The organism is Nocardia sp. CA-135398 (genome assembly GCF_050955845.1).
Classification (GTDB): Bacteria; Actinomycetota; Actinomycetes; order Mycobacteriales; family Mycobacteriaceae; genus Nocardia.
On sequence record NZ_CP192084.1, the window covers coordinates 2,204,084 to 2,226,223 of the forward strand.

Genomic DNA, 22,140 nt, shown 5'->3' on the forward strand with positions numbered 1-22,140 from the left:
AACGACCAAGTGGCCGCAGGCGATCGACCGATCGAGCAGATCAGCACCCGCGTGCCTGATTCGGTCCAATGATGCTGCGCCGTAGTTGTAGCCGTCATGCATGACTGTGGATAGGGGGCGATAGGGGTTGGTCGTTCCATTTGAGCCGTTTCGGGTCGGTCGCGTACCGACACATCAGCTGCCGCGAGTCGTCCACCAGGCCGTTCAACACCAACCGACCATTGGGTTTTGTGTGTCGGGGCACGCGCTCGACCCTTTTGCTCTAGCGTTGGCACGGTTGCTGCCGAGAGGGGTTATCGATGCGTACGGGGATGCTGGAGCTGGTGCAGTTGCGCGCGCTCGTCGAGGCGGGGGAGATCGACACGGTGCTGGTGGCAATGACCGATATGCAGGGCCGTTTGCAGGGAAAGCGTTGTGCGGCCAGGTTTTTCCTGGACGAGGTGATCGGGCACGCGACCGAGGCGTGTAACTATCTGCTCGCGGTGGATGTCGATATGGCCACGGTCGACGGGTATGCGATCTCGTCCTGGGAAACCGGCTACGGCGACTTCGTACTGCGGCCGGATCTGAACACCCTGCGGCTGGTGCCGTGGCAGCCGGGAACCGCGCTGGTGCTGTGTGATGTCGAGCACGTGGAACCGGCACGTCAGCCGGTCACGGTTTCGCCGCGGCAGATCTTGCGGGCGCAATTGGCGCGGCTGGCCGAGCGTGGGCTGCGGGCCTATGTCGGGACCGAACTCGAGTTCCTGGTCTTCGACGACAGCTACGAGGACGCGTGGAACTCCGGCTATCGCGATCTGCGGCCCGCGAACCAGTACAACGTGGACTATTCGATGCTCGGCACCGCGCGCATCGAGCCGCTGCTGCGTCGCATTCGCAATGAAATGGCCGGTGCTGGACTGTATGTCGAATCGGCCAAGGGGGAATGCAATCCGGGTCAGCACGAAATCGCGTTCCGCTATGACGAAGCGCTGGCGACCTGCGACAACCACAGCATCTACAAGAACGGCGCCAAGGAGATCGCCGCCCAGGAGGGGCGCAGTCTCAGTTTCATGGCGAAATACAATGAGCGCGAAGGTAATTCGTGTCATATTCACATAAGTCTGCGTGCCGATTCGGGGGCGGCGGTATTCGCGGGTGACGGCCCGCACGGGACTTCGGCACTCATGCGGCATTTCCTCGCAGGGCAGCTGGATTGCCTGCGCGAGTTCACCTATCTGCTCGCGCCGAATATCAACTCCTATAAGCGATTCGTCCCAGGCAGTTTCGCGCCGACCGCACTGGCCTGGGGACGCGACAACCGGACCTGTGCGCTGCGCGTGGTTGGCGAGGATCTGTCCCTGCGGATGGAGAACCGGATCCCGGGCGGCGATGTGAATCCGTATCTGGCCGTCGCCGCGACCATTGCCGCCGGATTGCACGGTATCGAGCACGCGCTCCCGCTCGAGCCGGAGTTCCACGGCAATGCCTACCGCTCCCAGCGCCCGCGGGTGCCGCGTACGCTGCGGGAAGCGGCGCAATTGTTCGGCGAGAGCAAGGTGGCACGAACAGCGTTCGGCGACGACGTGGTGGACCATTATCGGAATGCGGCACAGGTCGAGCTGGACGCCTTCGACGCCGCGGTCACCGATTGGGAGCGAATCCGTGGTTTCGAGCGGCTCTGAGCAGATCCGTCCGGTCATCGGCCTGCCGACCTACCTGGAACAGACCCGGTTCGGCGCCTGGGATGTACCGAGTGCGGTACTTCCGCACAACTACTTGCAGCTGGTGGAGCGCGCGGGCGGGATACCGGTGCTGCTGCCGCCCATCGGCGTGGCGCGCGCGGAGCTGGTGGATCGGCTCGACGGGCTGGTGCTGACCGGCGGCGCCGATGTCGATCCGGCGCGCTACGGTGCGCCACCGGATGCGGCCCTCGGACCGCTCAGAGCCGACCGCGACGATTCCGAATTCGAGCTGTTCGCGCTGGCACGCACGGCCGGGCTACCGGTCCTCGCGATCTGTCGCGGCCTGCAACTGGTCAATGTCGCGTTCGGCGGCACCCTGATCCAGCATCTGCCGGATCTGCTCGGCCACGACGACCATTCCGGTACGCCGGGTGGCTTTCACCCGAACCGGGTCACCACGGTGCCGGACAGCGTGGTCGCCACGATCGCCGGACCGGAGCTGAAGGTGCATTGCCACCATCACCAAGCCGTCGCCATCCTGGCCGATGGGCTGGTCGCGACCGCACATGCCTCGGACGGCACGATCGAGGCGGCGGAGGCGGCGGACGGTCCGTTCCTGGTGGGTGTGCAGTGGCATCCGGAGGCGGACGCGACCGATACGCGGCTGATGCGAGCACTGGTCGAGGCGGCGGCGAGCTATCGAAAGGAACGGAATTCGTGACGACAACGCAGGTGGTCAACCCGGCGACCGAGCAGGTCGTCAGCACAGTCGAGCTGGTAGGCGCTGCCGAGACCGATGCGGCCATCGAGCGGGCGCAGCGGGCCGGTGCCGATTGGCGCGCGGTCGCACCGGGGGACCGGGCTCGGCTGCTGCGTCGCTTCGCCGAGGCCGTCGATGCGAATCTCGAGCAGCTGGCCCAGCTCGAGGTCGCCAATGCCGGACACACCATCGGCAATGCGCGCTGGGAGGCCGGCAATGTCCGCGATGTGCTGCATTTCGCGGCCGGGATTCCGGAGCGCCTGCTCGGCAACCAGATTCCGGTCGCGGGCGGGGTCGACATCACCTTCCATGAACCGCTCGGCGTCGTCGGGGTGATCGTGCCGTGGAACTTCCCGATGCCGATCGCGGCATGGGGGTTCGGGCCCGCACTGGCCGCCGGGAACACCGTGGTGCTCAAGCCTGCCGAGCTGACGCCGCTCACCGCGATCCGGTTGGGTGAGCTCGCGCTCGAAGCCGGTGTGCCGGAAGGTGTTTTCCAGGTGCTGCCCGGCAAGGGTTCGGTGGTGGGGCAGCGGTTCGTCACCCATCCCGCCGTGCGGAAGGTGGTCTTCACCGGGTCCACCGAGGTGGGCAAGGAGATCATGGCCGGATGCGCGCGCCAGGTGAAGCGGGTGACGCTCGAATTGGGCGGTAAGAGCGCGAATATCGTTTTCGCCGACGCCGATCTGGCGCGTGCGGCGGCGACCGCGCCCTACGGAGTTTTCGACAATGCCGGACAGGATTGCTGTGCGCGGTCGCGGATTCTGGTGCAGCGCAGTGTTTTCGACCGATTCCTCGAATTGCTGGAACCAGCGGTACACGGGGTGCGGGTCGGCGATCCTTCGGACGAGTCCACCGAAATGGGGCCGCTGATTTCGGCCGCGCATCGTGACCGGGTGGCCTCGTTCGTCGAGCCGTCGACCAAGGTCGCTTTCACCGGCGCGCAGCCCGACGGGCCCGGATTCTGGTATCCGCCAACGGTTGTGCTGCCCGACGCGCCATCGGATCGGGTGCTCACCGAGGAAGTGTTCGGGCCGGTGGTCGCGGTGGTGCCGTTCGAGGACGAGGCCGATGCCCTGCGCATTGCCAATGACACCGAATACGGTCTGTCCGGCTCCATCTGGACCAATGACGTCGGCCGGGCGCTGCGGGTGTCGCGCGGTGTGGAAGCCGGGAATCTGTCGGTGAATTCGCATTCCTCGGTGCGGTATTGGACGCCGTTCGGCGGATACAAACAGTCCGGGCTCGGGCGCGAACTCGGACCCGATGCGGCACTTGCCTTTACCGAGACCAAGAACGTCTTCATCGCCACCTAGTCAAGGAGATGTGTTGCAGCGCTTACAGGATCGAGTCGCCGTCGTCACCGGTGGCGGGAGCGGTATCGGCCTCGCCACCGTTCGCCGGTTCGCGGCCGAAGGTGCCAAGGTCGTCGTCGCCGACATCGATGCCGCCGCCGGAGAGGCCGCGGCCAGCGAAGTGGGCGGCCTGTTCGTGAAGGTGGACGTCACCGACGAGGCCCAGGTCGAGGCCATGTTCCAGACCGCCGTCGACACCTATGGCGGACTCGATATCGCCTTCAACAATGCCGGAATCTCACCGCCGGAGGACGATTCGATTCTGACCACCGGCATCGAGGCCTGGCGTCGGGTGCAGGAGGTCAATCTGACCTCGGTGTATCTGTGCAGCAAGTACGCCATCAATCACATGCTGGAGCGGGGTAAGGGCTCGGTGATCAATACCGCGTCGTTCGTCGCCGTGCTCGGTGCGGCGACCTCGCAGATCTCCTACACCGCATCCAAGGGCGGCGTGCTGGCGATGAGTCGTGAACTCGGAGTGCAGTTCGCGCGCAACGGCATTCGGGTCAACGCACTGTGTCCCGGACCGGTGAATACGCCGCTGCTTCAGGAGCTGTTCGCGAAGGACCCCGAACGTGCCGCGCGGCGTCTGGTGCACATCCCGGTCGGACGGTTCGCCGAGCCGGAGGAGATCGCCGCGGCCGTCGCATTTCTGGCCAGCGACGACTCCTCGTTCATCACCGCATCGCAGTTCCTGGTGGACGGTGGCATCTCCGGCGCATACGTCACACCGTTGTAAAGGTACGGTTGATTCGGGCGGACCGCTGAGCAGCAAGCCAGGATTCGCCATACATCGCCGATCAGAGGGAGGCTCGTGAGATGAGTACGGAAGATGGGCGATCGCCCGGGCTGTTCAGCCACGACGCCTTGCCGACGGAGCAGTCCGTCCAAACCGACACCGGCGGTGCGGATTTCCGCCCCGTCTTCAGCCGCAGCGACGGCAGCGCGCCCGGATCGTATCCCCCACCGGATCAAGGGAATTGAGCATGCGTAGCGCCGGACTCAGTGCGGCGCTACGCTCACAGCGATAGCAGGGCCATGGGGTAACGCCGCGGCGTTACCCTGCACGTATGGTCGACGACGGGCAGCCCCCGAGCGGGCAATTATCGGGTACCGCCCGGGTGGAGGCATTCAGCGATGGCGTGATGGCCATCGCAATCACCCTGCTGATCCTGGAGATTCGGGTACCCGAGCACGAACCGGGGCACCTGCTCGAAGCACTCGGCCACATCTGGCCGTCATATGTGGCCTATCTGGCTTCGTTCCTGACCATCGGCATCATCTGGATGAACCACCACAGCTTCTTCGGACGCCTGCGCCACCTCGACCACGTGATCCGCTGGTGGAACCTGATGCTGCTACTCGGCGTATCCGTATTGCCGTTCCCCACCGGCCTTCTCGCCGAATACGTTGTACACGGCGAACAACGTGACGCCGCCGCGGCCGCCGCCGTCTACGGCATCGCGGGCGTCATGATGACCATCCCCTGGGCCCCCTTGTGGTGGCGCCTGGTCCACCACCCCCAACTCTTCGAACCCGGCTATGACGCCGCCTTCGCCCGCCGCGAAACCACCCGCGCCTATCCCGGCATCCTCATCTACGCCCTCTGCATAGCCATCGGCCTCTTCCGGCCCGTAGCCGCCCTCGTCCTCTACCTGCTGACAGCCATCTTCTACGCCATCACCAGCCAAGGTTGGGCGAGGCGAGCCGCGCGGTATACCGAATAGGTACTGGGGTGGCACCGGGGCGGTGCCTGTCGTGGCCGGCGCCGCTGCGGCCACAGTGTCTCGATACCCGCGGCCCCGGCAAGGAGGCCCTGGGTAGATGGTCGGCCGAGGCACGCCGATGCCCGTCGCCGCACGCGGAAAATCGGCGGCGCGTTCCGATGCAGAAGAGCCCTGGACGGCCCTTCAGGGAAGGTGCATCAACTGACCGGCGAGCGTGAACAGGCGGCGGGCGAGCCGCATGACAGGGAGCCCCAGCGGAATGAGGATCAGCGTCACGCACAGCACCGCGCCGACGAGCCAGACCACGGCCGCGAGGATCCCGACCACCGTGCCGAGCACGGCTGTCACGATCCCCAACACCACGCCGAGCAGGCCCTTTAGCAGTTGCATCATGACCTCCTGCACTCATTCTGCGCTCTTTCGAGCGCCGTGCCGAGTGCGGATCTGCCCGCCTGAAATCCCGGCGCCGCCGCCGTGTCGAAATGGGTTTGCAGAATCTGATGGTGTCCGGCGTGGCCCGGATGGGGTGTGCACCGGCTCGTGCGTGCGGCACGTGCCTAGACTGACGGGGGAGAAGGAAGGACGCTGATGAAGCGAAATCTGAACTGCCCCTGCGGCGAACAGATCGTCGGGACGGATGAGGACGACCTGGTCGAGAAGACCAAGGCGCATCTGGCCGCGAACCACCCGGGGCACGACTATTCCCGGGACGAAATTCTGTTCATCGCTTACTGATCCCCGCACCCGGCTGTTCGTCACGTGAACCGCTCGTGACGAAAAGGCCGGGTGCGGTGGGTTATTTGGGGGAGCCGAGGCGAGCGCCGCCGTCCACTCGCACTACCACGCCGGTGGTGAAGGTGTTGTCGGTCAGGAATTCGATGGCCTTGGCGATATCGTCCGCGCTGCCGATCCGGCCGACCGGGGTCTGCGCCGCGATTCCGGCGAACACCTCGGCGCGGGCATCCTCGGGCAGGAAGCTCCACCATTCGGTGTCGATCACACCCGGGGATACGGCGTTCACCCGGACGGGTGCCAGTTCTACCGCGAGCACGGGGACGATGGCCTCGACACCGGCATTGACCGCGGCCAGTGCGGCGGTTGTCGGCATGGCGCCGCCCGCGGACGCGGCGGAGACCAGCGTGATGGATCCGTCCTGCGCGAGATGGGGCAGCGCCGCCTGAATGGTGGCGACATGCGGGAGCAGTTTGCCGGAGACATGGGCCTGCAGATGGTCCAAGCCGAGTTCGCGGAACGGGGTGGTGCCGGACGGTCCGGTCACGGTCGCCACCACATGGTCGACCGGTCCAACCTCCGAAAACAGTTGTGCCAGTTCGTTTTCGGCACGCGCATCGACGACCTTGCCGGTCACCTGGCGGCCCAAGTCGGCCAATGCGGCGGCGAGTCGTTCTTTGTCGCGTCCGGCGATGACGACCTCCGCGCCGTTCGCGGCGAGGCGGCGAGCGGTCGCCAGGCCGACTCCAGAGGTTCCGCCAACGATGACCACTTTGTTGCTCACAAAATCCTCCTGAAGTTCGAATCACGGCGATTTTCGAACCACCGTGCCTCGTTAATATATTCGAGGCACAGTGTCTTGTAAAGTGGCTCGCATGACGGGAACCCGCGGTCGACCCCGCAGCGAGGACGCCAGGCGCGCGATCCTGCACACGGCGCTGGAGCTGTGCGAGCGGGACGGCTACCAAGACCTGACCATCAAGGCCATCGCGGACGGGGCTGGCGTCGGACGGCAGACTGTCTACCGCTGGTGGCCGGATAAGGCCTCGATTCTGATCGAGGCGCTGATCGGATTGGCCGAAGAGCATGCGGCACTGCGGATTTCCGATGAATCGGTGGATGTGCTCGGCGCGGTCGAGGGTCTGCTCACGGCCACTTTCGAACTCGCGCAAAAGGTGACAGGTCAGGCGCTGGTCGGCCTGATGGCGGACGCGCAGCGTGATCCAGCACTGTCCGAACGATTGCAGGACACCGTGATCGGCCCGCGACGAGCGACATTGCGGGCACTGCTCCAGCGCGGTGTCGACGCCGGAAAACTGACCCCGTCGGTTCCGCTGGATCTCGTCGTCGATTTTGTCTTCGGCGCGATGTGGTACCGACTGCTCAGCCACCACGCGCCGGTGAACGCCGCGCTCGCGAAGGATGTCACGAGCAGCATCGCGACCATGCTCGCGCCATGAGATCCAGAATTAACAGAGCCGGGCCCGGCTGGTCTGTGTACTCGCCGACCGCACATCATCGGGTAGCTCGGCAATGGCAATGATGTTGCCAGCGTGGAATTTTCGGGTTGGATCATCCGAAACAGCCGCTCTGGCAGGAAGGTGCCGCGGCGGCCGTGATCGTGTGGGATGCCTTCGCCACCTTCGTGATCCTGAAGATCTCGGGTTGTTCATGAGTCTGTGCATGCCGGACCATGTACTGGATGGGGATGCTCCCCGCTGCGCCTGCCTTGCCCAAGCGGGCGCTGGACAAACCATCGGGTGAGGCGCCCGGGAATCAGGCGACCACGTGAATGCCACCATCCATCTCCAGGGCAGCGTCGGGTACGGCATCGATGACCCGATGAGCCCAGGTGACGGCGTCGACGCGAAGCTCATCACGCTGGTGCTCCCCGCGGCCCTCTTCGACCAGATCAAGCAGGCGCTTGCCATGTTCGGCGTGCGACGGATGGTGGTCTGCCAGGTCTACCGGGTGGACGACCGAGACAGTCGAGTCGAGCGCTATCGGGGCCAAGAGTTCGTCAGCGATGTCGAGGCGGGGCTGCGCATCGAATTGCTGGCGAAGAATGACGAGGTCGCCGATCTGCTCCGGTTGATCGATCGGATCGGCGCGAATGCCGGGCCGTCCCGAATTCAGATCTGGATGATCGACGCTCGCTCGCTGTGATTGCGCCTCGGTCGCGAGAATGAGCGGGCGGTGCCCCAGCGCCGAGCCGAATCGCGCTGAGCCCGCTCAGTCCCGTGGGGTGAGCAGGACCAGCGGAATTTCCCGGTCGGTGCGGCGCTGATAGTCGGCGTAGCCGTCATACTTCGCGGTCACCTTCGGCCACAGCTCGGCGCGTTCGGTCGCGGTCGCGATCCGAGCGGTCATCGGTCGGCGGGGACCACTGCGTAACGACACTTCGACCTCCGGCTGGTCTCGCAGATTGAGATACCACGCAGGGTGGATGGGGTCGCCGCCGCGGGATGCCACGACGACGATCGTGTCGCCATCGATCAGCGGGGCGGTGAGCATCACCGTGTGAGGTCGTCCGGACTTCCGTCCGATCGTGGTCAGTTCGAGCGACGGCATGCCGCTGAAGGAGTTGCCCAATCTCCCGCCGCTGACCCGCAGCAGGCTGCGGTGTGCGAGGTTCATTGCCTTCAGAGCCAGGTTGGGTGGCATGAGAATCTCCTAGGGACGGACGCGACAGCATTGGACTCTAGGGTGCGGGACTCGGGAAAACCATTGGCACCGGCACAACGAGTGGCACCGCCGCAGTGGACAAAATCGTAAGTGTGACCATGCTCACATTCCGCGTCGATCCCGCAGGTGGCGGCGGGCCCGTCACCGGCCCGGCGGCCCCGCCGCTTGTTTGCCCGGTTCGGAACGTGGGTACCGGTTAATTCCGTGCCTGCATCCGAAATCCGGGTCGGGCCGGTCGAACGAATCGAGGCCCATTATCCGGGCTGGTGAGGAGGCGCATGTGACGGATCGCGAATCGGAGAAGAAAACGCTACGCCGATCGGTCGCCGCCTCCGCGATGGGCAATGCCACCGAATGGTTCGACTACGGCGTCTACGCCGCGACCGCCACCTACCTCACCGACGCGTTCTTCCCGGGTGAGCTCGGCACCCTCGGCACCATGCTCGGCTTCGCCATCTCCTTCCTGCTGCGCCCGCTCGGCGGCATGGTCTGGGGACCGCTCGGCGACCGCCTCGGCCGAAAAGTGGTGCTGGCCACCACGATTCTGCTGATGGCCGGTGCGACCGGGTGCATCGGTCTGCTTCCGACACATGCCCAGATCGGTTGGTTCGCACCGGTTCTGCTCATCGCCCTACGCGTCGTGCAGGGCTTCTCGACCGGCGGTGAATATGGCGGTGCCGCAACATATCTGGCCGAATGTGCGAACGATCGCAGGCGCGGGTTCCTCGGCAGCTTCCTGGAATTCGGCACTCTTGGCGGCTTCGTCGGCGGCTCGGCAGTGGTGCTGCTGTGCCAGGTGATCTTCGGGTCGGATGCGATGCACGACTGGGGTTGGCGCCTGCCCTTCCTGTTCGCGGTGCCGCTCGGCCTGATCGGCTGGTACCTGCGCTCGCATCTGGACGAATCGCCGGTATTCACCGAGGTGGCCGATAAACCGCACCCGCCGGGCGGCGTGTGGGAGGTGCTGACCACCTACCGCCGCGAAACCCTGACGCTGATCGGCCTGGTGGTCGCCCTGAACGTGGTGAACTACACCCTGCTCACCTATCAACCGACCTACCTGCAGAAGACCATCGGCGTCGGCGAATCGACCACCACAGCCATGATGCTGATCGGGCAGTTGGTGATGATGATCGTGCTGCCGTTCTTCGGCAGGCTGTCGGACCGGGTGGGCCGGCGCCCGCTCTGGCTGGTCTCGCTGGTCGGCCTCGCGATACTCGCGCTGCCCATGTACTGGCTGATGGGGCAGGGAACCGGTTGGGCCATTACCGGATTCATCGTGCTCGGCCTGTTGTACGTGCCTCAGCTGGCGACGATCAGCTCGACCTTTCCGGCGATCTTCCCGACGCATGTGCGCTATGCGGGTTTCGCCCTCGGCTACAACATCTCCACCGCCGCATTCGGTGGTACCGCGCCGCTGGTCAACGAGGCCGCGATCGAATCGACCGGCTGGTCGCTGTTCCCGGCCGCGTACATGGTGGGCGCCAGCCTGATCGGACTCGTCGCCTGGTCGTTCCTGCGTGAGACCGCGGGAACCTCGTTGCGCGGCACCGTGGTTCCCGATGCTCAGAACCTGGCGCCGCCGGTCGCGGCGCAGCCGGTCTGAGCCTGGGAATCTGCTGAGCGCACACCCGCGCGAGTAGTGTCGGCATTGCCGACGGCTTGCTGAGTTCGCGCTCCGCGGGTCGGTAACCGTAGGCAGACAATGCTGTCCGCACCTATCGGATTGGAGAGGCTCGTGCAGATTCAGGTCAACACCGGCAGCAATATCCACGGCGGCGCATCGCTGGCCGAGCGCGTGGAATCGACGCTCTCCTCGACACTCGACCGGTTCGCCGAGCAGGTCACTCGGCTGGAAGTGCATCTGACCGATCTGAACGCCCAAAAAGGCGGTCCGGACGATAAGCAATGCGTACTGGAGGCCCGGATATCCGGGCAGCCTCCGGTCGCGGTAACCCATCGCGCGGCAACGGTCGAAGAGGCTTATACCGGTGCCGCCGACGCCATGATCAACCTTCTCGACAGTCGCTTCGGTCGCCTGCACCACACGAAAGGTGGCGAATCCATCAGGCACTTGGGCGGCGAATAATAGTCGACATCGACCCTATTTCCATCGGTGGGAAGTGGGTGCGATATCGGCGCAGCAGGTTACCCAGCCGACCGCAGCCGCAACCATTCTCATAGGTAAATCCGCCGCGCTCCGAAATTGTTGATGCCGAACAGATTAAAAGGCCCACACGGGCACGGAACTGGTGTGTAATACCGATCGGTAACAGGTGTGTGGGGGCTGATGAGGTTCGGTGATGTTTGTGAACGCCGTCGATATCGCGAATCGATCGGAGAGTCCGATCAACCGTCGGCGTACGGGAGCTTTTTGGTTCGGTCTGGTGTTGACGGTGCTCGGCACCGCCCTGCACCTTCCGATGTATGTCATGGCCCGCGATATGGGCTATCGGATGGCGGGCATGCCCATGGACGGCGCCATGATCACCGGGATGATCCTGATCGTGATCGGTTTGGGCGTCACCACTTACGGGCTGTTCCCGCAGCGCGCGGTGCACGACACGGTGGCCGGGCTGCGGGTGCGGGCACTCGACGATGCGCCGATCAACCGTGTGCACGTGGTGCTGCTGCTGATCATGGCCGCCGCGATCACCATCGACGTGATGAAGCCGACGACCCTGGCCTTCGTCGTTCCTGGTGTCGGCGCGGAGTACCACCTGCGCACACCGGCAAGTCCGCATCTGGACGCGCTTCCGGTGGCGCTGCTGCCACTGTCCGGTATCACCGGCACGGTGCTCGGGTCGTTCCTGTGGGGCTGGCTCGGCGACCGCATCGGCCGCAAGGCGGCGATCCTGCTGGCCGGAATCTTCTTCGTGGGAACCGCGATCTGCGGCGCCATGCCCAGCTTCGAGCTGAATGTCGCGATGTGCTTCATCATGGGCCTGAGCGCCGGCGGGATGCTGCCGATCGCCTTCACACTGCTCTCGGAGACCATCCCGGCCCGCCACCGCGGTTGGCTGCTCGTGCTCATCGGCGGCGATATCGCGGGGGCCTACGTCATCACCAGCTGGTTGTCCTCGACGATCGGTGAGACCTACGGCTGGCGTAGCCTGTGGCTGATCGGCTTGCCCACCGGACTGCTGGTGGTGCTGCTGGTCCGCTGGATTCCGGAGTCGCCGCGGTTCCTGATGGCCATCGGCAGGCACCGCGAGGCCGAAGAGGTGCTGCGCACATACAATGCCGAGGTCGTCGTGGTCGAGCGGCCGGAAGCCGCCGCCGAGAATGATCTGCAAGGCGGGTTCGGCCAGTTGCTGCGCCGCCCGTTCGCCGGAATGACCATCGTGCTGGCCCTTTTGGGACTCGGCGTCGGACTGGTCACCTACGGCTTCCAACTCTGGTTGCCGACGAATCTGCGTAGCCTCGGATTCACCGGCGTCACCGCCGACAAGATCCTGCGTGACTCCGCGCTGATCGGCTTTCCGCTGAACTTCCTGGTCGCCTACTGCTACCACCGCTCCACCAAATGGACGCTGATCACGCTCAGCACACTGCTCGCCGTCGCGCTCGGCGGCTTCGTAATCCTCGGCGATCACGTCGCCGACAACACCGCGCTGCTGTATGCCCTTCTGGTGGTGCCGATCTGGGGTTCCAGCTCGGTGGTCGCGGTCATCGTGGCCTACGGCGCGGAGGTCTACCCGACCCGGATCAGGTCCCGCGGCAGCGGCGTCGCGGCGGCGATGACCAAGGCGGGCGGCGTACTGGTGATCGCGCTGGTGGTGCTCGCCGTGGCCACCCCATCGATCGCCGTGACCGCGCTGATCAGCGCGGCGCCGATCGCGATCGCGGCGGTGGTGGCCGTCGGGTTCATCGTCGAGACCCGGCGCAAGCCACTGGAAGAGATCACCGCCGACGAGTTGGGCGTCGCGGCGGCATAGCAAGCCCGAGCACTGCTAGGTGAGGTAATGATCGACACTGCAACAGCGTTGGAGCCCGCACTAACCGGCTCGATGCGCGATCGCCTGATAGCGGCCACTGTTCAACTCATCTCGACCGAAGGACTCGCCTCGTTGACCGTGCGTCGCGTGGCGCGGATATGTGGGGTCTCGACCATGGCGATCTATTCCAACTTCAGCGGAATGCCGGGCTTGATCCAGGCGGTCGGCTCGGAAGGTTTCGCGCAATTGGTCGCACGGCTGGCCGAATGCGAGATCACCGACGATCCGATCGCCGAAATCCTGGTGCTCGGCTTCATCTTCCGGGATGAGGCGCTGCGCAAACCCGAGCTGTTCCGGCTGATGTTCGCCACCGAGTCACCGAAGGCGGAGGTCAAGATGCACCGCGGCAATGTGCTGGCCGGTGGGGGCGATTCCGACTTCGAGAACTTCGCGGAGAGTTTCGATTTCGTGGTGCGCGCGACCCGGCGGGCGCTGGAGGCGAATCTGGTGCACAGCACCAACGAGCGCTCGGCAGCAGCGCAGTTCTGGACCGGGCTGTACGGGTTCATCCAGTTGGATATGGCTGGCCTGTATGGCGACCAAGGGGTCTCGGAGGTGCTGTTGCCCTCGATCGTCAACATCCTGATCGGCATGGGCGCCGAACGCGCGACGATCGAGCGGTCGGTTGCGCGTGCCCTCGAACAGGTCGCCGCGCTGACCGGTCCACACGTGATCAGCCACGAAGTTTGACCGCGAGGCGCTGGGCGCGGGCCACGGCGCGTTCTGCGAAACCGTTGCGCTTGGGCAGTAATTCGAGTTGCAGCAGTAGCTCGTTCAGATCCCAGGTGGCCTTGCTGCGCCAGATGAGTCCGGAGCGGAACTGCCAGATGTCGACCACGAACAGGTCGAATTTCTTACTGGTTCCGGCGAATCCGGGCGGGTCGATCATGCCGAGGTGGGTGCCCGTCATCCGCCACGGCACGATCGCCGCCAGCCCGTCCGCGGTGACGACCGGCTCGAAGACGGTGGTGTAGTTGACATCTGGGAATGCGCGCTTGGTGTCGTGGACGAACTTCGCGACGCCGGCGCGGCCGATGATCAGCTCGCCCTCGGACGGGTCGAGCCAGCGGGTGTCCTCGGTGACGCAGGCCGCCACCGCGTCGCCGTCGCCGGTGTTCCAACCGGCGATATAGCGCTCGACGAACTCGCGCAGCCAGTCGGTGTCCTCGATGGGCTCGGCGGCCGGGTCGAGCGCGAATTCACCAGAGTTCATGGCGGCCACCGTACCTGGATAACAATGTCATGGGTTCGAATTACATTGTTATTCGAGCCCATGACATTGTTATTTCCGAGGCGGCCGCGACTTATAACAGTGTCAGCTTCGGAATAACAATGTCATGGCCGTTGCGATAACGGCGTAATTTCACTATGTGGACCCGAACCGCGGTTATTGCAACAGGTTTCGGTCAATTCGCGCTGCCGATCGAATATCGAAGTATGCTGCCTACCGTTCAATGCTCAGGGTAGAAATCGAGGACCGCGCAATGTCCGATGCAGCAATCGTCGGTATCGGCTGTCGATTTCCGGGTGGAATCGACGGTCCGGGCGCTTTTTGGGATTTCCTGATCCGCAAGGGCGACGGCATCGTCGAGGTGCCGCCGGATCGCTGGAGCCTCGACAAGTTCTACGATCCGGATCCGGACGCGCCCGGCCGTATGTACACCCGCGGTGGCGGATTCCTGACCCAGTCGCTGTGGGAGTTCGACGCCGACTTCTTCGGTATCTCCCAGCGCGAGGCCTCGATCATGGACCCGCAGCAGCGGCTGCTGCTCGAGGTCGCGTGGGAGGCGCTCGACGATAGCGGGATGGCGGGCCGGGTCGCGGGTCGCGATATCGGCGTCTTCGTCGGCGGCTTCATGAACGACAATGCGGTGGGCCGCAACGTGGTTCGCGCCGCGATCAACAGCCACACCCCGACCAGCTCGTCGCACACCCTGCTCTCCGCCCGTATCGCATTCCTGCTCGACCTGCACGGGCCGACCATGACCATCGACACCGCCTGCTCGTCGTCGCTGGTGGCACTGCATCAGGCCGTCCAATCGCTGGCGCTCGGCGAATGCGGCGCCGCCATTGTCGGCGGCGCCAATGCCATGCTGCAGCCGGAGACCTTCATCTCCATGTGCAAGGGTCGATTCCTGTCCGTGGACGGTCGCTGCAAATCGTTCGACGCCGCGGCCGACGGCTACGGCCGCGGCGAGGGTGCGGGTGTGGTCATCCTCAAGCCGCTCGAGGCCGCGGAACGCGACGGTGACCGCATCTATGCGGTGGTCCGCGGCAGCGGCGTGAACCAGGACGGTCGCACCTTGGCCATTCCGGTCCCCAATCCCGATGCGCAGGAAGCACTTGCCCGCCGCGTGCACACCGGCGCGGGCATCGAGCCGCACGAGATCGGCTACGTCGAGGCGCACGGCACCGGGACGCCGGTCGGCGACCCGGCGGAGATGACGGCCCTGGGCAAGGTGTACGGCGCCATCGATGGCCGGACCGAGCCGCTGCCGGTCGGGTCGGTCAAGAACAATATCGGCCACACCGAGGCGGCGGCGGGCGTGGCCGGAGTCATCAAGGCCGCGTTGACCGTTCACCATCGGACGATCGCACCGCAGGCCCGGCTGGATAAGCTCAATCCCGAGATCCCGTTCGACGAGTTGCGGCTGCGGGTGCCGATGGTGGCCGAACCGCTGCTCCGGCCATTGGTCGCGGTCAACAGCTTCGGCTATGGCGGCACCAACGCGCACGCGCTCATCGGCCCTGCGCCCATCGAAACCCGGTCCGGTGCAACGGCAATGCGGCAGAACATCCTGCCGGTCCTGCCGTTATCGGCGCGCAGCGAACCGGCGCTGCGCTCGCTCGCCGCGGGGCTGTTGGCTGCGGCTGACACCGAACCGCTCGACACACTGACCGAGGCAGCCTGGGTACGCCGCGCGCACCACCCGTTGCGAACCGCCTTCCGCTACCGCGACATCGGCGAACTGCGTTCCCTGCTGGCCGAATTCGCCGCTGGCGGCGGCCAACCGCCCGCTCGTGCCATCGCGGAAGGACACACCGACCCGGTATTCGTCTACAGCGGTATGGGACCGCAATGGTGGGCCATGGGTCGTGGCCTACTCGTGGGCGAAGGTCCGGCAGCCGAGCTGGCGCGCGAAATCGACCGAGAATTCACCGAACTCGCGGGCTGGTCGATCCTCGAGGAGATGGGCCGCGACGAAGCGGAGTCCAGGATCTCGCGCACCGAGATCGCGCAACCGGCCAACTTCCTGCTCCAGGCCGTGCTGACGGCCGAACTCGCGGAGCTCGGCATTCGACCCGCCGTCACGGTGGGCCACAGCGTCGGCGAGGTGACCGCGGCCTACGTATCCGGTGCGCTGTCGTTGACCGAGGCGGTCACCGTCAGCTACCACCGATCCCGACTGCAGGCCAGCACGGCGGGGACCGGCGGCATGCTGGCGGTCGGTCTGGCCGAGGCCGAGGCACGCGAACTGCTGACCGATGTCGATGGCGTGTGCATCGCCGCCGTGAACAGCCCGTCGGCGGTCACCTTGGCCGGGGACAGCGGGGCGCTGGCGGCCCTCGGCGAACGTCTCACCTCCGACGGCGTATTCGCTAAGGCGCTGCGGGTCGAAGTTCCGTACCACAGCCATCTGATGGATCCGATCCTGGATGATCTGCGCACCGCACTGGCGACGCTCGCACCGGGCGAAACCACCGTACCCGTCTACTCGACGGTCACCGGTACGCAAGCGACGCAACAGGATTGGGGTCCGGAATACTGGGCCCGCAATGTCCGAGACCAGGTCCGGTTCGCGGACGCGATCGGTGCGCTGGTCGATGCCGGACACCGCGTCTTCCTGGAAGTCGGCCCGCACCCCGTGCTGAGCGGCAGCATTCGAGAAATCCTTGTGCAGCAAGGCATTACCGGTGCGGCCATCAGCACGCTGACGCGCGGCGGCGACGACGGCGCGAACATCCTGACCGCGATCGGCGAGTTGTACCGGGCGGGTGCGCTGGACGGCGACCGCCTGCCGGGCGCGATCAATCCGGGTGCCGGACATGTCGACCTGCCGCACTATCCCTGGCAGCGCCGGTTCGTGTGGACCCAGGAGCCGGAAACGGAGCTGGATCGGATCGGCACCCCGAACGGATTCGCGTTGCTCGGTGATCGCACCGGGGCTGTGGCCACGGAATGGGAAGTCCAACTGTCGGTTTCGAACCTGCCGTGGCTGCATGATCACGTCGTGGCGGGTGCCGTCGTGCTGCCGGGGGCGGCATACCTGGACGCCGCCATGAGCGCCATCGCGTCGCGCACCGGCCGGGATTCGTTCGGACTCGAATCCGTCGAATTCGTCAGCCCGCTGGTCATCGACGAGCACGATGTGCCGGTAGTGCGGATCGGCGTGGAGGAAAGCACTCGCCGGTTCACCATCCAGTCTCGGCCCGCGGGTGGCGGGGGATGGACTCTCAATGCGCACGGACGTCTCGTCGAGGCGGACACCGACGCCAGCACCGTCGCCGTCGCGCCCGCGGCGGACGCTGTCGAAGTCGCCGTCGACGAGCTCTACGAGAGCATGGCCGAGCACGGACTCCGCTACGGCCCGGCATTCCGCTTGCTGAGCCGGGTCTGGGTCGGCACGGATAGCGTTGTCGCACATCTCGATTCGTCGGCAACCGCCGGGCATCGGCATCTCGCCCATCCGGCCGTAGTCGATTCGGCACTACAGTGCTTCGCCGCCTTGTTCGCGAGAGCCGCTGCGACACAGTCGAATTTCGGAGATGACGCCGAGGTGGTTGTGCCGTCCGCGATCAACGGGATTCGTTGGACCGGACCGATTCCGCCCGATCCGGTCGTGGTTCTCACTCGCCTGCCGGGAGATCCGCTGCGCGCCGATATCCGCATCGCATCCGCGAGCGGCGATGTCGCACTGACCATGTCGGGGGTGCGATTCCGTGCACTCACACCGCGGTCGGCGCTCTCCGAGCAGCTCGACCGCCTGTTCTACGAACCGGTGTGGGAGATCGTGACCGACACCGCGGAACCGGCGGTGCAGGACCTGCCCGGCGACGAGGAGTTCCTGCTCGTGGTCAACCTCGGTGCGGAAATCTCCCAGCGGTCCAAGGAGATCGCCAATGTGCGGATCCGGGCCGAGGTGGTGACGGTGGGCGAGCATGCCTCGGCGGCGGACAGCGAACAGTTGCTCGAACTACTGCGCGCCGCGCACGCCCGGCCCGAAGTCGAGCGCCTGCGGCTCGTTGTCGTCGCCGGATCCGAACTCGACGGAATGCGCAACGTGTATGGACTCGCGCAGGTCGCGCAGGCGCTCAAGGGGCTGCTCTCCGACGAGCTGCCCCTGGTGGTCCACGCCGTCGTGGTCACCGAACATGCGCTGTGCCTGCCGATCGACCGGTTTGCCCGACTCGAGCATTCCGCCCTGACCGGCGCGCGCCGCGAACTGCTCAACGAACTTCCGGCCGGGCAGTGGCGGCTGGTCGATACCGAACCCAGCTCCGCGGCGGCCGACATCCTGGAGCAGATCTACACCGACACCGCGCTCGACGAGGTGGCGCTGCGCGCGGGTGCGCGCTGGACGATCCGCTGGCGACAGACCCTCACCGACCGGCTGGCGGGATGGGATGTGCCCCGGCCGCTGACCGATCCCGAACAGTCGTTCCGACTCGATATCCCACGCTCGCGGCTGCTGCCGGAACTCGCACTGCGCACCTGCGACTGGGTCGCTCCCGGACCGGACGAGGTCGAGATCCGGATGCAAGCGGTCGGCCTGAACTACAAGGACACCCTGAAGGTGCTGGGCGTGCTCACCGAAAAGGAGCTGGACGGAACATTTTTCGGCACCGAAATCGGCATGGACGGCTACGGCGTCGTGACCCGGGTCGGCGGCAATATCACCGATATCGCACCGGGAGACGAGATTTCGGTGGTGGCGCCGGGAATCGTCCAGCGCTACGTCACGATTCGGCCGGACACCGGGGCGACCACCCGGATGGATATCTTCCCGCCCGGCACCTTCGACCCGCTGCATTGCACCTCGGTAATGCCGCTGTTCACCGCCGAAATCGGGCTCGGCGAGCTGGCTCGGGTGCAGCCCGGCGAAACGGTGCTGATCCACGGCGCGGCGGGTGGGATGGGTATGGCCGCCGTCCAAGTCGCGCTGCGGATGGGGGCACGGGTGATCGCCACCGCCGGTACCGAGGAGCGCCGCGCCCAGGTGCGGGCGCTCGGCGCGCACGAGGTGCTCGGTTCGCGGTCGATCGGCTTCGTGGACGAGGTGCTGCGCTTGACCGACGGTGCGGGCGTCGACGTCGTCTACAGTTCGGCGCCCGGCGAGATCCTGCAGCAGAACTTCCGGGTCGCGGGCGAATTCGGCCGCATCGTTGATATCGGCAAGGCCGACATCTACGGCTCGGGCACCATCGATCTGCGGCCCTTCGACCGGAATCTGGCATTCTTCGCCGTCGACATCGACCGCATCCTGGCCCGGCGACCCGAGCAGGTTCGGCGGGCGGCCCGGCGCGTGGTGGACGCGCTGTTCCATGGCCACTACACCCCATTGCCGAACACACCGTTCGCACTCGACGAGCTGACCGCGGCCTTCGAAACGGTGGCACGCTCCGCCCAGATCGGCCGGGTGGTGCTCGATCTGCGCGAAGAGCGACCGGCGGTGCGTCACATTCCGGGCGAATTCGAATTCGACCCCGCCGCAAGCTATCTGGTGACCGGCGGCTTCGGTGCCTTCGGCCTGGCCACCGCACGTCAGCTGGTGCGCGCCGGAGTGCGTCACCTGGTGCTCGTCGGCCGCGGTGGCGCCAGCACCGAGGCGGCGCGCGAACAGTTGGCGCGGTTCGCGAACGACGGTGTCGACGTGCGCGAGGAACGCGTCGATGTCGCCGACTACGACGCGGTCGCCGAGCTCGTCGCGCGCATTCAGGCGAGCGGTGCACCGCTGCGCGGTGTGATCCATGCCGCGGGCGTGGTCAACAACACCGAGATTCCGGAGGTCACCGCCGACTCCCTGCGCGAGATCTTCGATCCGAAGGTGCTCGGCGCGACCAATCTCGATCGGGCCACCACCGCCGCGGGCGTCGAGCTCGACCTGTTCGTGCTGTACTCCTCGGCCAGCGGCATTGCCGGACTTTCGCCCCAATTGGGTTATGCGTCAGCCAATTCCGCGCTCGACGCACTCGCATGGGCCCGGCACGCACAGGGGAAGCCAGCGCTGTCGGTGGACTGGGGATTCATGCGCGGCGACGGCGGAATGGCCGATTCCCGCGCGGTATCCCGCTATGCCGAGATGACCGGATACGGCTCGCTGGATATGGATTTCGCGACCGTGCTGCTGCGGGAATGTCTGCGTTTCGACATCACCCAGCTCGCCCTGCTCGATATCGACTGGGCGCAATGGGCCCTCGCGCACCGCTCGTCGGCTCGCGCGCCACGGTTCGTCGAGCTGGTCACCGCCGCGGGCGGTGGCGCGGCGGGCACCAGCGCGCTGCGCGCCGAAATCCTCACGCTCGACCCGGAATTCCGCGGCGAGGTGGTCGCCTGTCTGCTCGCCGAACAACTCGCGGTGGTCCTCGGCGTCGACCCGGACACCGTAGATCTGGCCACTCCGACCATGGAGTTGGGGCTGGATTCGCTGATGGCCATGGAATTCGGTGCGCGCGTGGTGAAAAGCCTCGGCGTCAAGATGTCGGTCCTCTCGATCGGGGCCGGACTTTCGCTGGCGGGCCTCGGCGTCAAGATCGCCGCTCAAATCGCGCACGAAGAAGCAAGTACCGCCACCGACAGCAGCGTGAGGACTACCGCATGACAACTGAGAGCATAGATCCCCGTGCGCTCGCCCGTGCCCTGATGGCCAAGCACGATGCGGGCAATGGTGCGGCCACGGCGACCGCGCCGGGAGCCGACCACGGTTCGGCCGATGTGCGGACCGCCCGCCGCCCGAGCCCGCAGACCTCCTTCCGCGACCATCCGGGTGTGCTCGAGGCCAACGCGAAGTTCGCCGCCTTCGACGCCTGGACGCGCGAGGCGGGTGTGCTCAATCCCTACTACCTGCCGCACGACGGCGTCAGCGGGGCGGTGACCAGCTTCGCCAACCGGGACATGCTGAACTTCAGCAGTTTCGGCTACCTGGATCTGGCCGCCGAGCCACGCGTCCACGCCGCCGCCATTGCCGCGATCGGTCGCTACGGGACATCCGCGGCCGCGGTTCGGATGGTCGCGGGGGAGCTACCGCTCTACGGGGAGTTGGAGCGCGAGCTCGCGCGGATCTATGACACCGAGGCCGCCATCGTGACGGCCAGCGGCTTCCTCACCAATGCGGCCGCGGTCGCCTTCCTGCTCGGCAAGCGCGATATCGCGGTCTGCGACTCACTGATCCACAACAGCATCGTCTCCGGCACCGAATGGGCGGGCTGCAAACGAGTCACCTTCCGGCACAACGATCCAGAATCGCTGGACGCGATCCTGGCGATGTCGCGGCGCAGCTTCGATCGGGCCCTGGTGCTGATCGAGGGCGTGTACAGCATGGACGGCGATGTGGTCCGGCTGCCCGAAATCATCGAGGTGGCACGGAAATACGACTGCTCGATCATGATCGACGAAGCGCATTCGTTCGGTGTACTCGGCGAGCGCGGGCTCGGCGCGCGTGAACTGTTCGACCTGCCCGGCGATGCCGTCGATGTCTGGATGGGCACACTGTCGAAGGCGCTCGGCAGCGTCGGCGGATATCTGGCGGCCAGCCGCGAACTCGTCGAAGGGTTCAAGTACTCCGCCGCCGGTCTCAGCATGTACACCGCCTCACCGGCACCGTCCGCGGCGGCGGCCGCACTGGAGGGCCTAGCCGTCCTGCACGACGAGCCGCAACGCGTCGCGACACTGCGACACAACGCCGAATACTTCCACCGCCGGGCCCGCGAACTCGGCTTCGACACCGGCAACGGCCAGGCCACACCGATTACCCCGATCATCACCGGCGCGAACGAACCCGCGGTGCGCGCCTCGATGGAACTGCTGCAGCGCAATGTGATGGCCAATGCCATCGGGCATCCGGTGGTGCCCGAGGGCGAGGCGCGCCTGCGGTTCTTCATCAACTGCCGTCATACCGAGGCGCAGCTCGATCATGCGTTGAACACCCTGCGGTCGGTGTTCGACGGCCTCACCATGGAAGAGAGTCATCACTCGTGAAATTACCGGTCAGTTCTTCTCTG

At 65.9% G+C, this 22,140-nt stretch carries 19 protein-coding genes; 15 read left to right on the forward strand and 4 right to left on the reverse strand.

The window, feature by feature from the left end:
• The first annotated feature begins 299 nt into the window (after positions 1-299).
• The 6 genes from ACQP1T_RS09845 to ACQP1T_RS09870 all read left to right on the forward strand — a co-directional run bounded on the left by ACQP1T_RS09845 (position 300) and on the right by ACQP1T_RS09870 (position 5,506).
• Positions 300-1,664 carry a glutamine synthetase family protein gene (locus tag ACQP1T_RS09845; RefSeq protein WP_433759638.1) on the forward strand — a complete coding sequence of 455 codons (1,365 nt, stop codon included), beginning with the start codon at positions 300-302 and terminating at the stop codon, positions 1,662-1,664.
• The gene (locus ACQP1T_RS09850; RefSeq protein WP_433759639.1) at positions 1,645-2,385 is read left to right on the forward strand and encodes a gamma-glutamyl-gamma-aminobutyrate hydrolase family protein; all 741 of its coding nucleotides are present in this window, start codon (positions 1,645-1,647) and stop codon (positions 2,383-2,385) included. The genes ACQP1T_RS09845 and ACQP1T_RS09850 overlap by 20 nt, the downstream gene beginning before the upstream one ends.
• Positions 2,382-3,740 (forward strand): aldehyde dehydrogenase family protein, encoded by a 1,359-nt coding sequence (locus ACQP1T_RS09855; RefSeq protein ID WP_433759640.1) that lies wholly within the window; start codon positions 2,382-2,384, stop codon positions 3,738-3,740. The genes ACQP1T_RS09850 and ACQP1T_RS09855 overlap by 4 nt, the downstream gene beginning before the upstream one ends.
• Positions 3,691-4,518: a 3-oxoacyl-ACP reductase gene (locus tag ACQP1T_RS09860; RefSeq protein ID WP_433759641.1), complete on the forward strand. Its 828-nt coding sequence runs from the start codon at positions 3,691-3,693 to the stop codon at positions 4,516-4,518. Before ACQP1T_RS09855 ends, ACQP1T_RS09860 begins: the two co-directional genes overlap by 50 nt.
• 80 nt (positions 4,519-4,598) lie before the next feature.
• Complete coding sequence (locus ACQP1T_RS09865; RefSeq protein WP_433759642.1) at positions 4,599-4,763, forward strand: hypothetical protein; 165 nt, start codon at positions 4,599-4,601, stop codon at positions 4,761-4,763.
• Between the two features lie 86 nt (positions 4,764-4,849).
• A complete protein-coding gene (locus ACQP1T_RS09870) occupies positions 4,850-5,506 on the forward strand; it encodes a TMEM175 family protein (RefSeq protein ID WP_433759643.1) in 657 nt (218 codons plus the stop codon).
• A 183-nt stretch (positions 5,507-5,689) separates the two neighbouring features.
• Here the strand turns inward: ACQP1T_RS09870 and ACQP1T_RS09875 are convergent, their stop codons facing one another.
• The gene (locus ACQP1T_RS09875) at positions 5,690-5,896 is read right to left on the reverse strand and encodes a hypothetical protein (protein WP_433762116.1); all 207 of its coding nucleotides are present in this window, start codon (positions 5,894-5,896) and stop codon (positions 5,690-5,692) included.
• 198 nt (positions 5,897-6,094) lie between these two features.
• On the opposite strand from ACQP1T_RS09875, the gene ACQP1T_RS09880 reads away from it, so the two are divergent.
• Positions 6,095-6,241, forward strand: coding sequence for a DUF1059 domain-containing protein (locus ACQP1T_RS09880; protein WP_063813334.1), 147 nt, complete (start codon positions 6,095-6,097; stop codon positions 6,239-6,241).
• 61 nt (positions 6,242-6,302) lie between these two features.
• On the opposite strand, the gene ACQP1T_RS09885 is transcribed toward ACQP1T_RS09880, so the two are convergent.
• A complete protein-coding gene (locus ACQP1T_RS09885; RefSeq protein WP_433759644.1) occupies positions 6,303-7,022 on the reverse strand; it encodes an SDR family oxidoreductase in 720 nt (239 codons plus the stop codon).
• 91 nt (positions 7,023-7,113) lie between these two features.
• On the opposite strand from ACQP1T_RS09885, the gene ACQP1T_RS09890 reads away from it, so the two are divergent.
• On the forward strand, positions 7,114-7,698 hold the full coding sequence (locus tag ACQP1T_RS09890; RefSeq protein WP_433759645.1) for a TetR/AcrR family transcriptional regulator: 585 nt from the start codon (positions 7,114-7,116) through the stop codon (positions 7,696-7,698).
• A 328-nt stretch (positions 7,699-8,026) separates the two neighbouring features.
• Entirely contained in the window at positions 8,027-8,404 is a 378-nt protein-coding gene (locus ACQP1T_RS09895; RefSeq protein WP_433759646.1) for a hypothetical protein, read from the forward strand.
• 66 nt (positions 8,405-8,470) lie between these two features.
• Here the strand turns inward: ACQP1T_RS09895 and ACQP1T_RS09900 are convergent, their stop codons facing one another.
• Positions 8,471-8,902: a nitroreductase family deazaflavin-dependent oxidoreductase gene (locus ACQP1T_RS09900; RefSeq protein WP_433759647.1), complete on the reverse strand. Its 432-nt coding sequence runs from the start codon at positions 8,900-8,902 to the stop codon at positions 8,471-8,473.
• A 358-nt stretch (positions 8,903-9,260) separates the two neighbouring features.
• On the opposite strand from ACQP1T_RS09900, the gene ACQP1T_RS09905 reads away from it, so the two are divergent.
• From ACQP1T_RS09905 to ACQP1T_RS09920, 4 genes are all read left to right on the forward strand, one after another.
• Complete coding sequence (locus ACQP1T_RS09905) at positions 9,261-10,529, forward strand: MFS transporter (protein ID WP_433762117.1); 1,269 nt, start codon at positions 9,261-9,263, stop codon at positions 10,527-10,529.
• A gap of 132 nt (positions 10,530-10,661) precedes the next feature.
• Positions 10,662-11,012, forward strand: coding sequence for an HPF/RaiA family ribosome-associated protein (locus tag ACQP1T_RS09910; protein ID WP_433759648.1), 351 nt, complete (start codon positions 10,662-10,664; stop codon positions 11,010-11,012).
• 214 nt (positions 11,013-11,226) lie between these two features.
• Positions 11,227-12,861 (forward strand): MFS transporter, encoded by a 1,635-nt coding sequence (locus ACQP1T_RS09915; RefSeq protein WP_433762119.1) that lies wholly within the window; start codon positions 11,227-11,229, stop codon positions 12,859-12,861.
• Between the two features lie 27 nt (positions 12,862-12,888).
• Positions 12,889-13,611, forward strand: a complete 723-nt coding sequence (locus ACQP1T_RS09920) for a TetR/AcrR family transcriptional regulator (RefSeq protein WP_433759649.1) — start codon at positions 12,889-12,891, stop codon at positions 13,609-13,611.
• On the opposite strand, the gene ACQP1T_RS09925 is transcribed toward ACQP1T_RS09920, so the two are convergent.
• A complete protein-coding gene (locus tag ACQP1T_RS09925; RefSeq protein ID WP_433759650.1) occupies positions 13,595-14,134 on the reverse strand; it encodes an ester cyclase in 540 nt (179 codons plus the stop codon). The two genes, ACQP1T_RS09920 and ACQP1T_RS09925, sit on opposite strands and share 17 nt — an antisense overlap.
• A gap of 271 nt (positions 14,135-14,405) precedes the next feature.
• Here ACQP1T_RS09925 and ACQP1T_RS09930 point away from each other — a divergent pair, with 271 nt between their 5' ends.
• Together ACQP1T_RS09930 and ACQP1T_RS09935 are read left to right on the forward strand one after the other, a co-directional pair.
• A complete protein-coding gene (locus ACQP1T_RS09930) occupies positions 14,406-20,741 on the forward strand; it encodes a type I polyketide synthase (protein ID WP_433759651.1) in 6,336 nt (2,111 codons plus the stop codon).
• The gene (locus ACQP1T_RS09935; protein ID WP_433759652.1) at positions 20,738-22,117 is read left to right on the forward strand and encodes an aminotransferase class I/II-fold pyridoxal phosphate-dependent enzyme; all 1,380 of its coding nucleotides are present in this window, start codon (positions 20,738-20,740) and stop codon (positions 22,115-22,117) included. Before ACQP1T_RS09930 ends, ACQP1T_RS09935 begins: the two co-directional genes overlap by 4 nt.
• Positions 22,118-22,140: the final 23 nt, after the last annotated feature.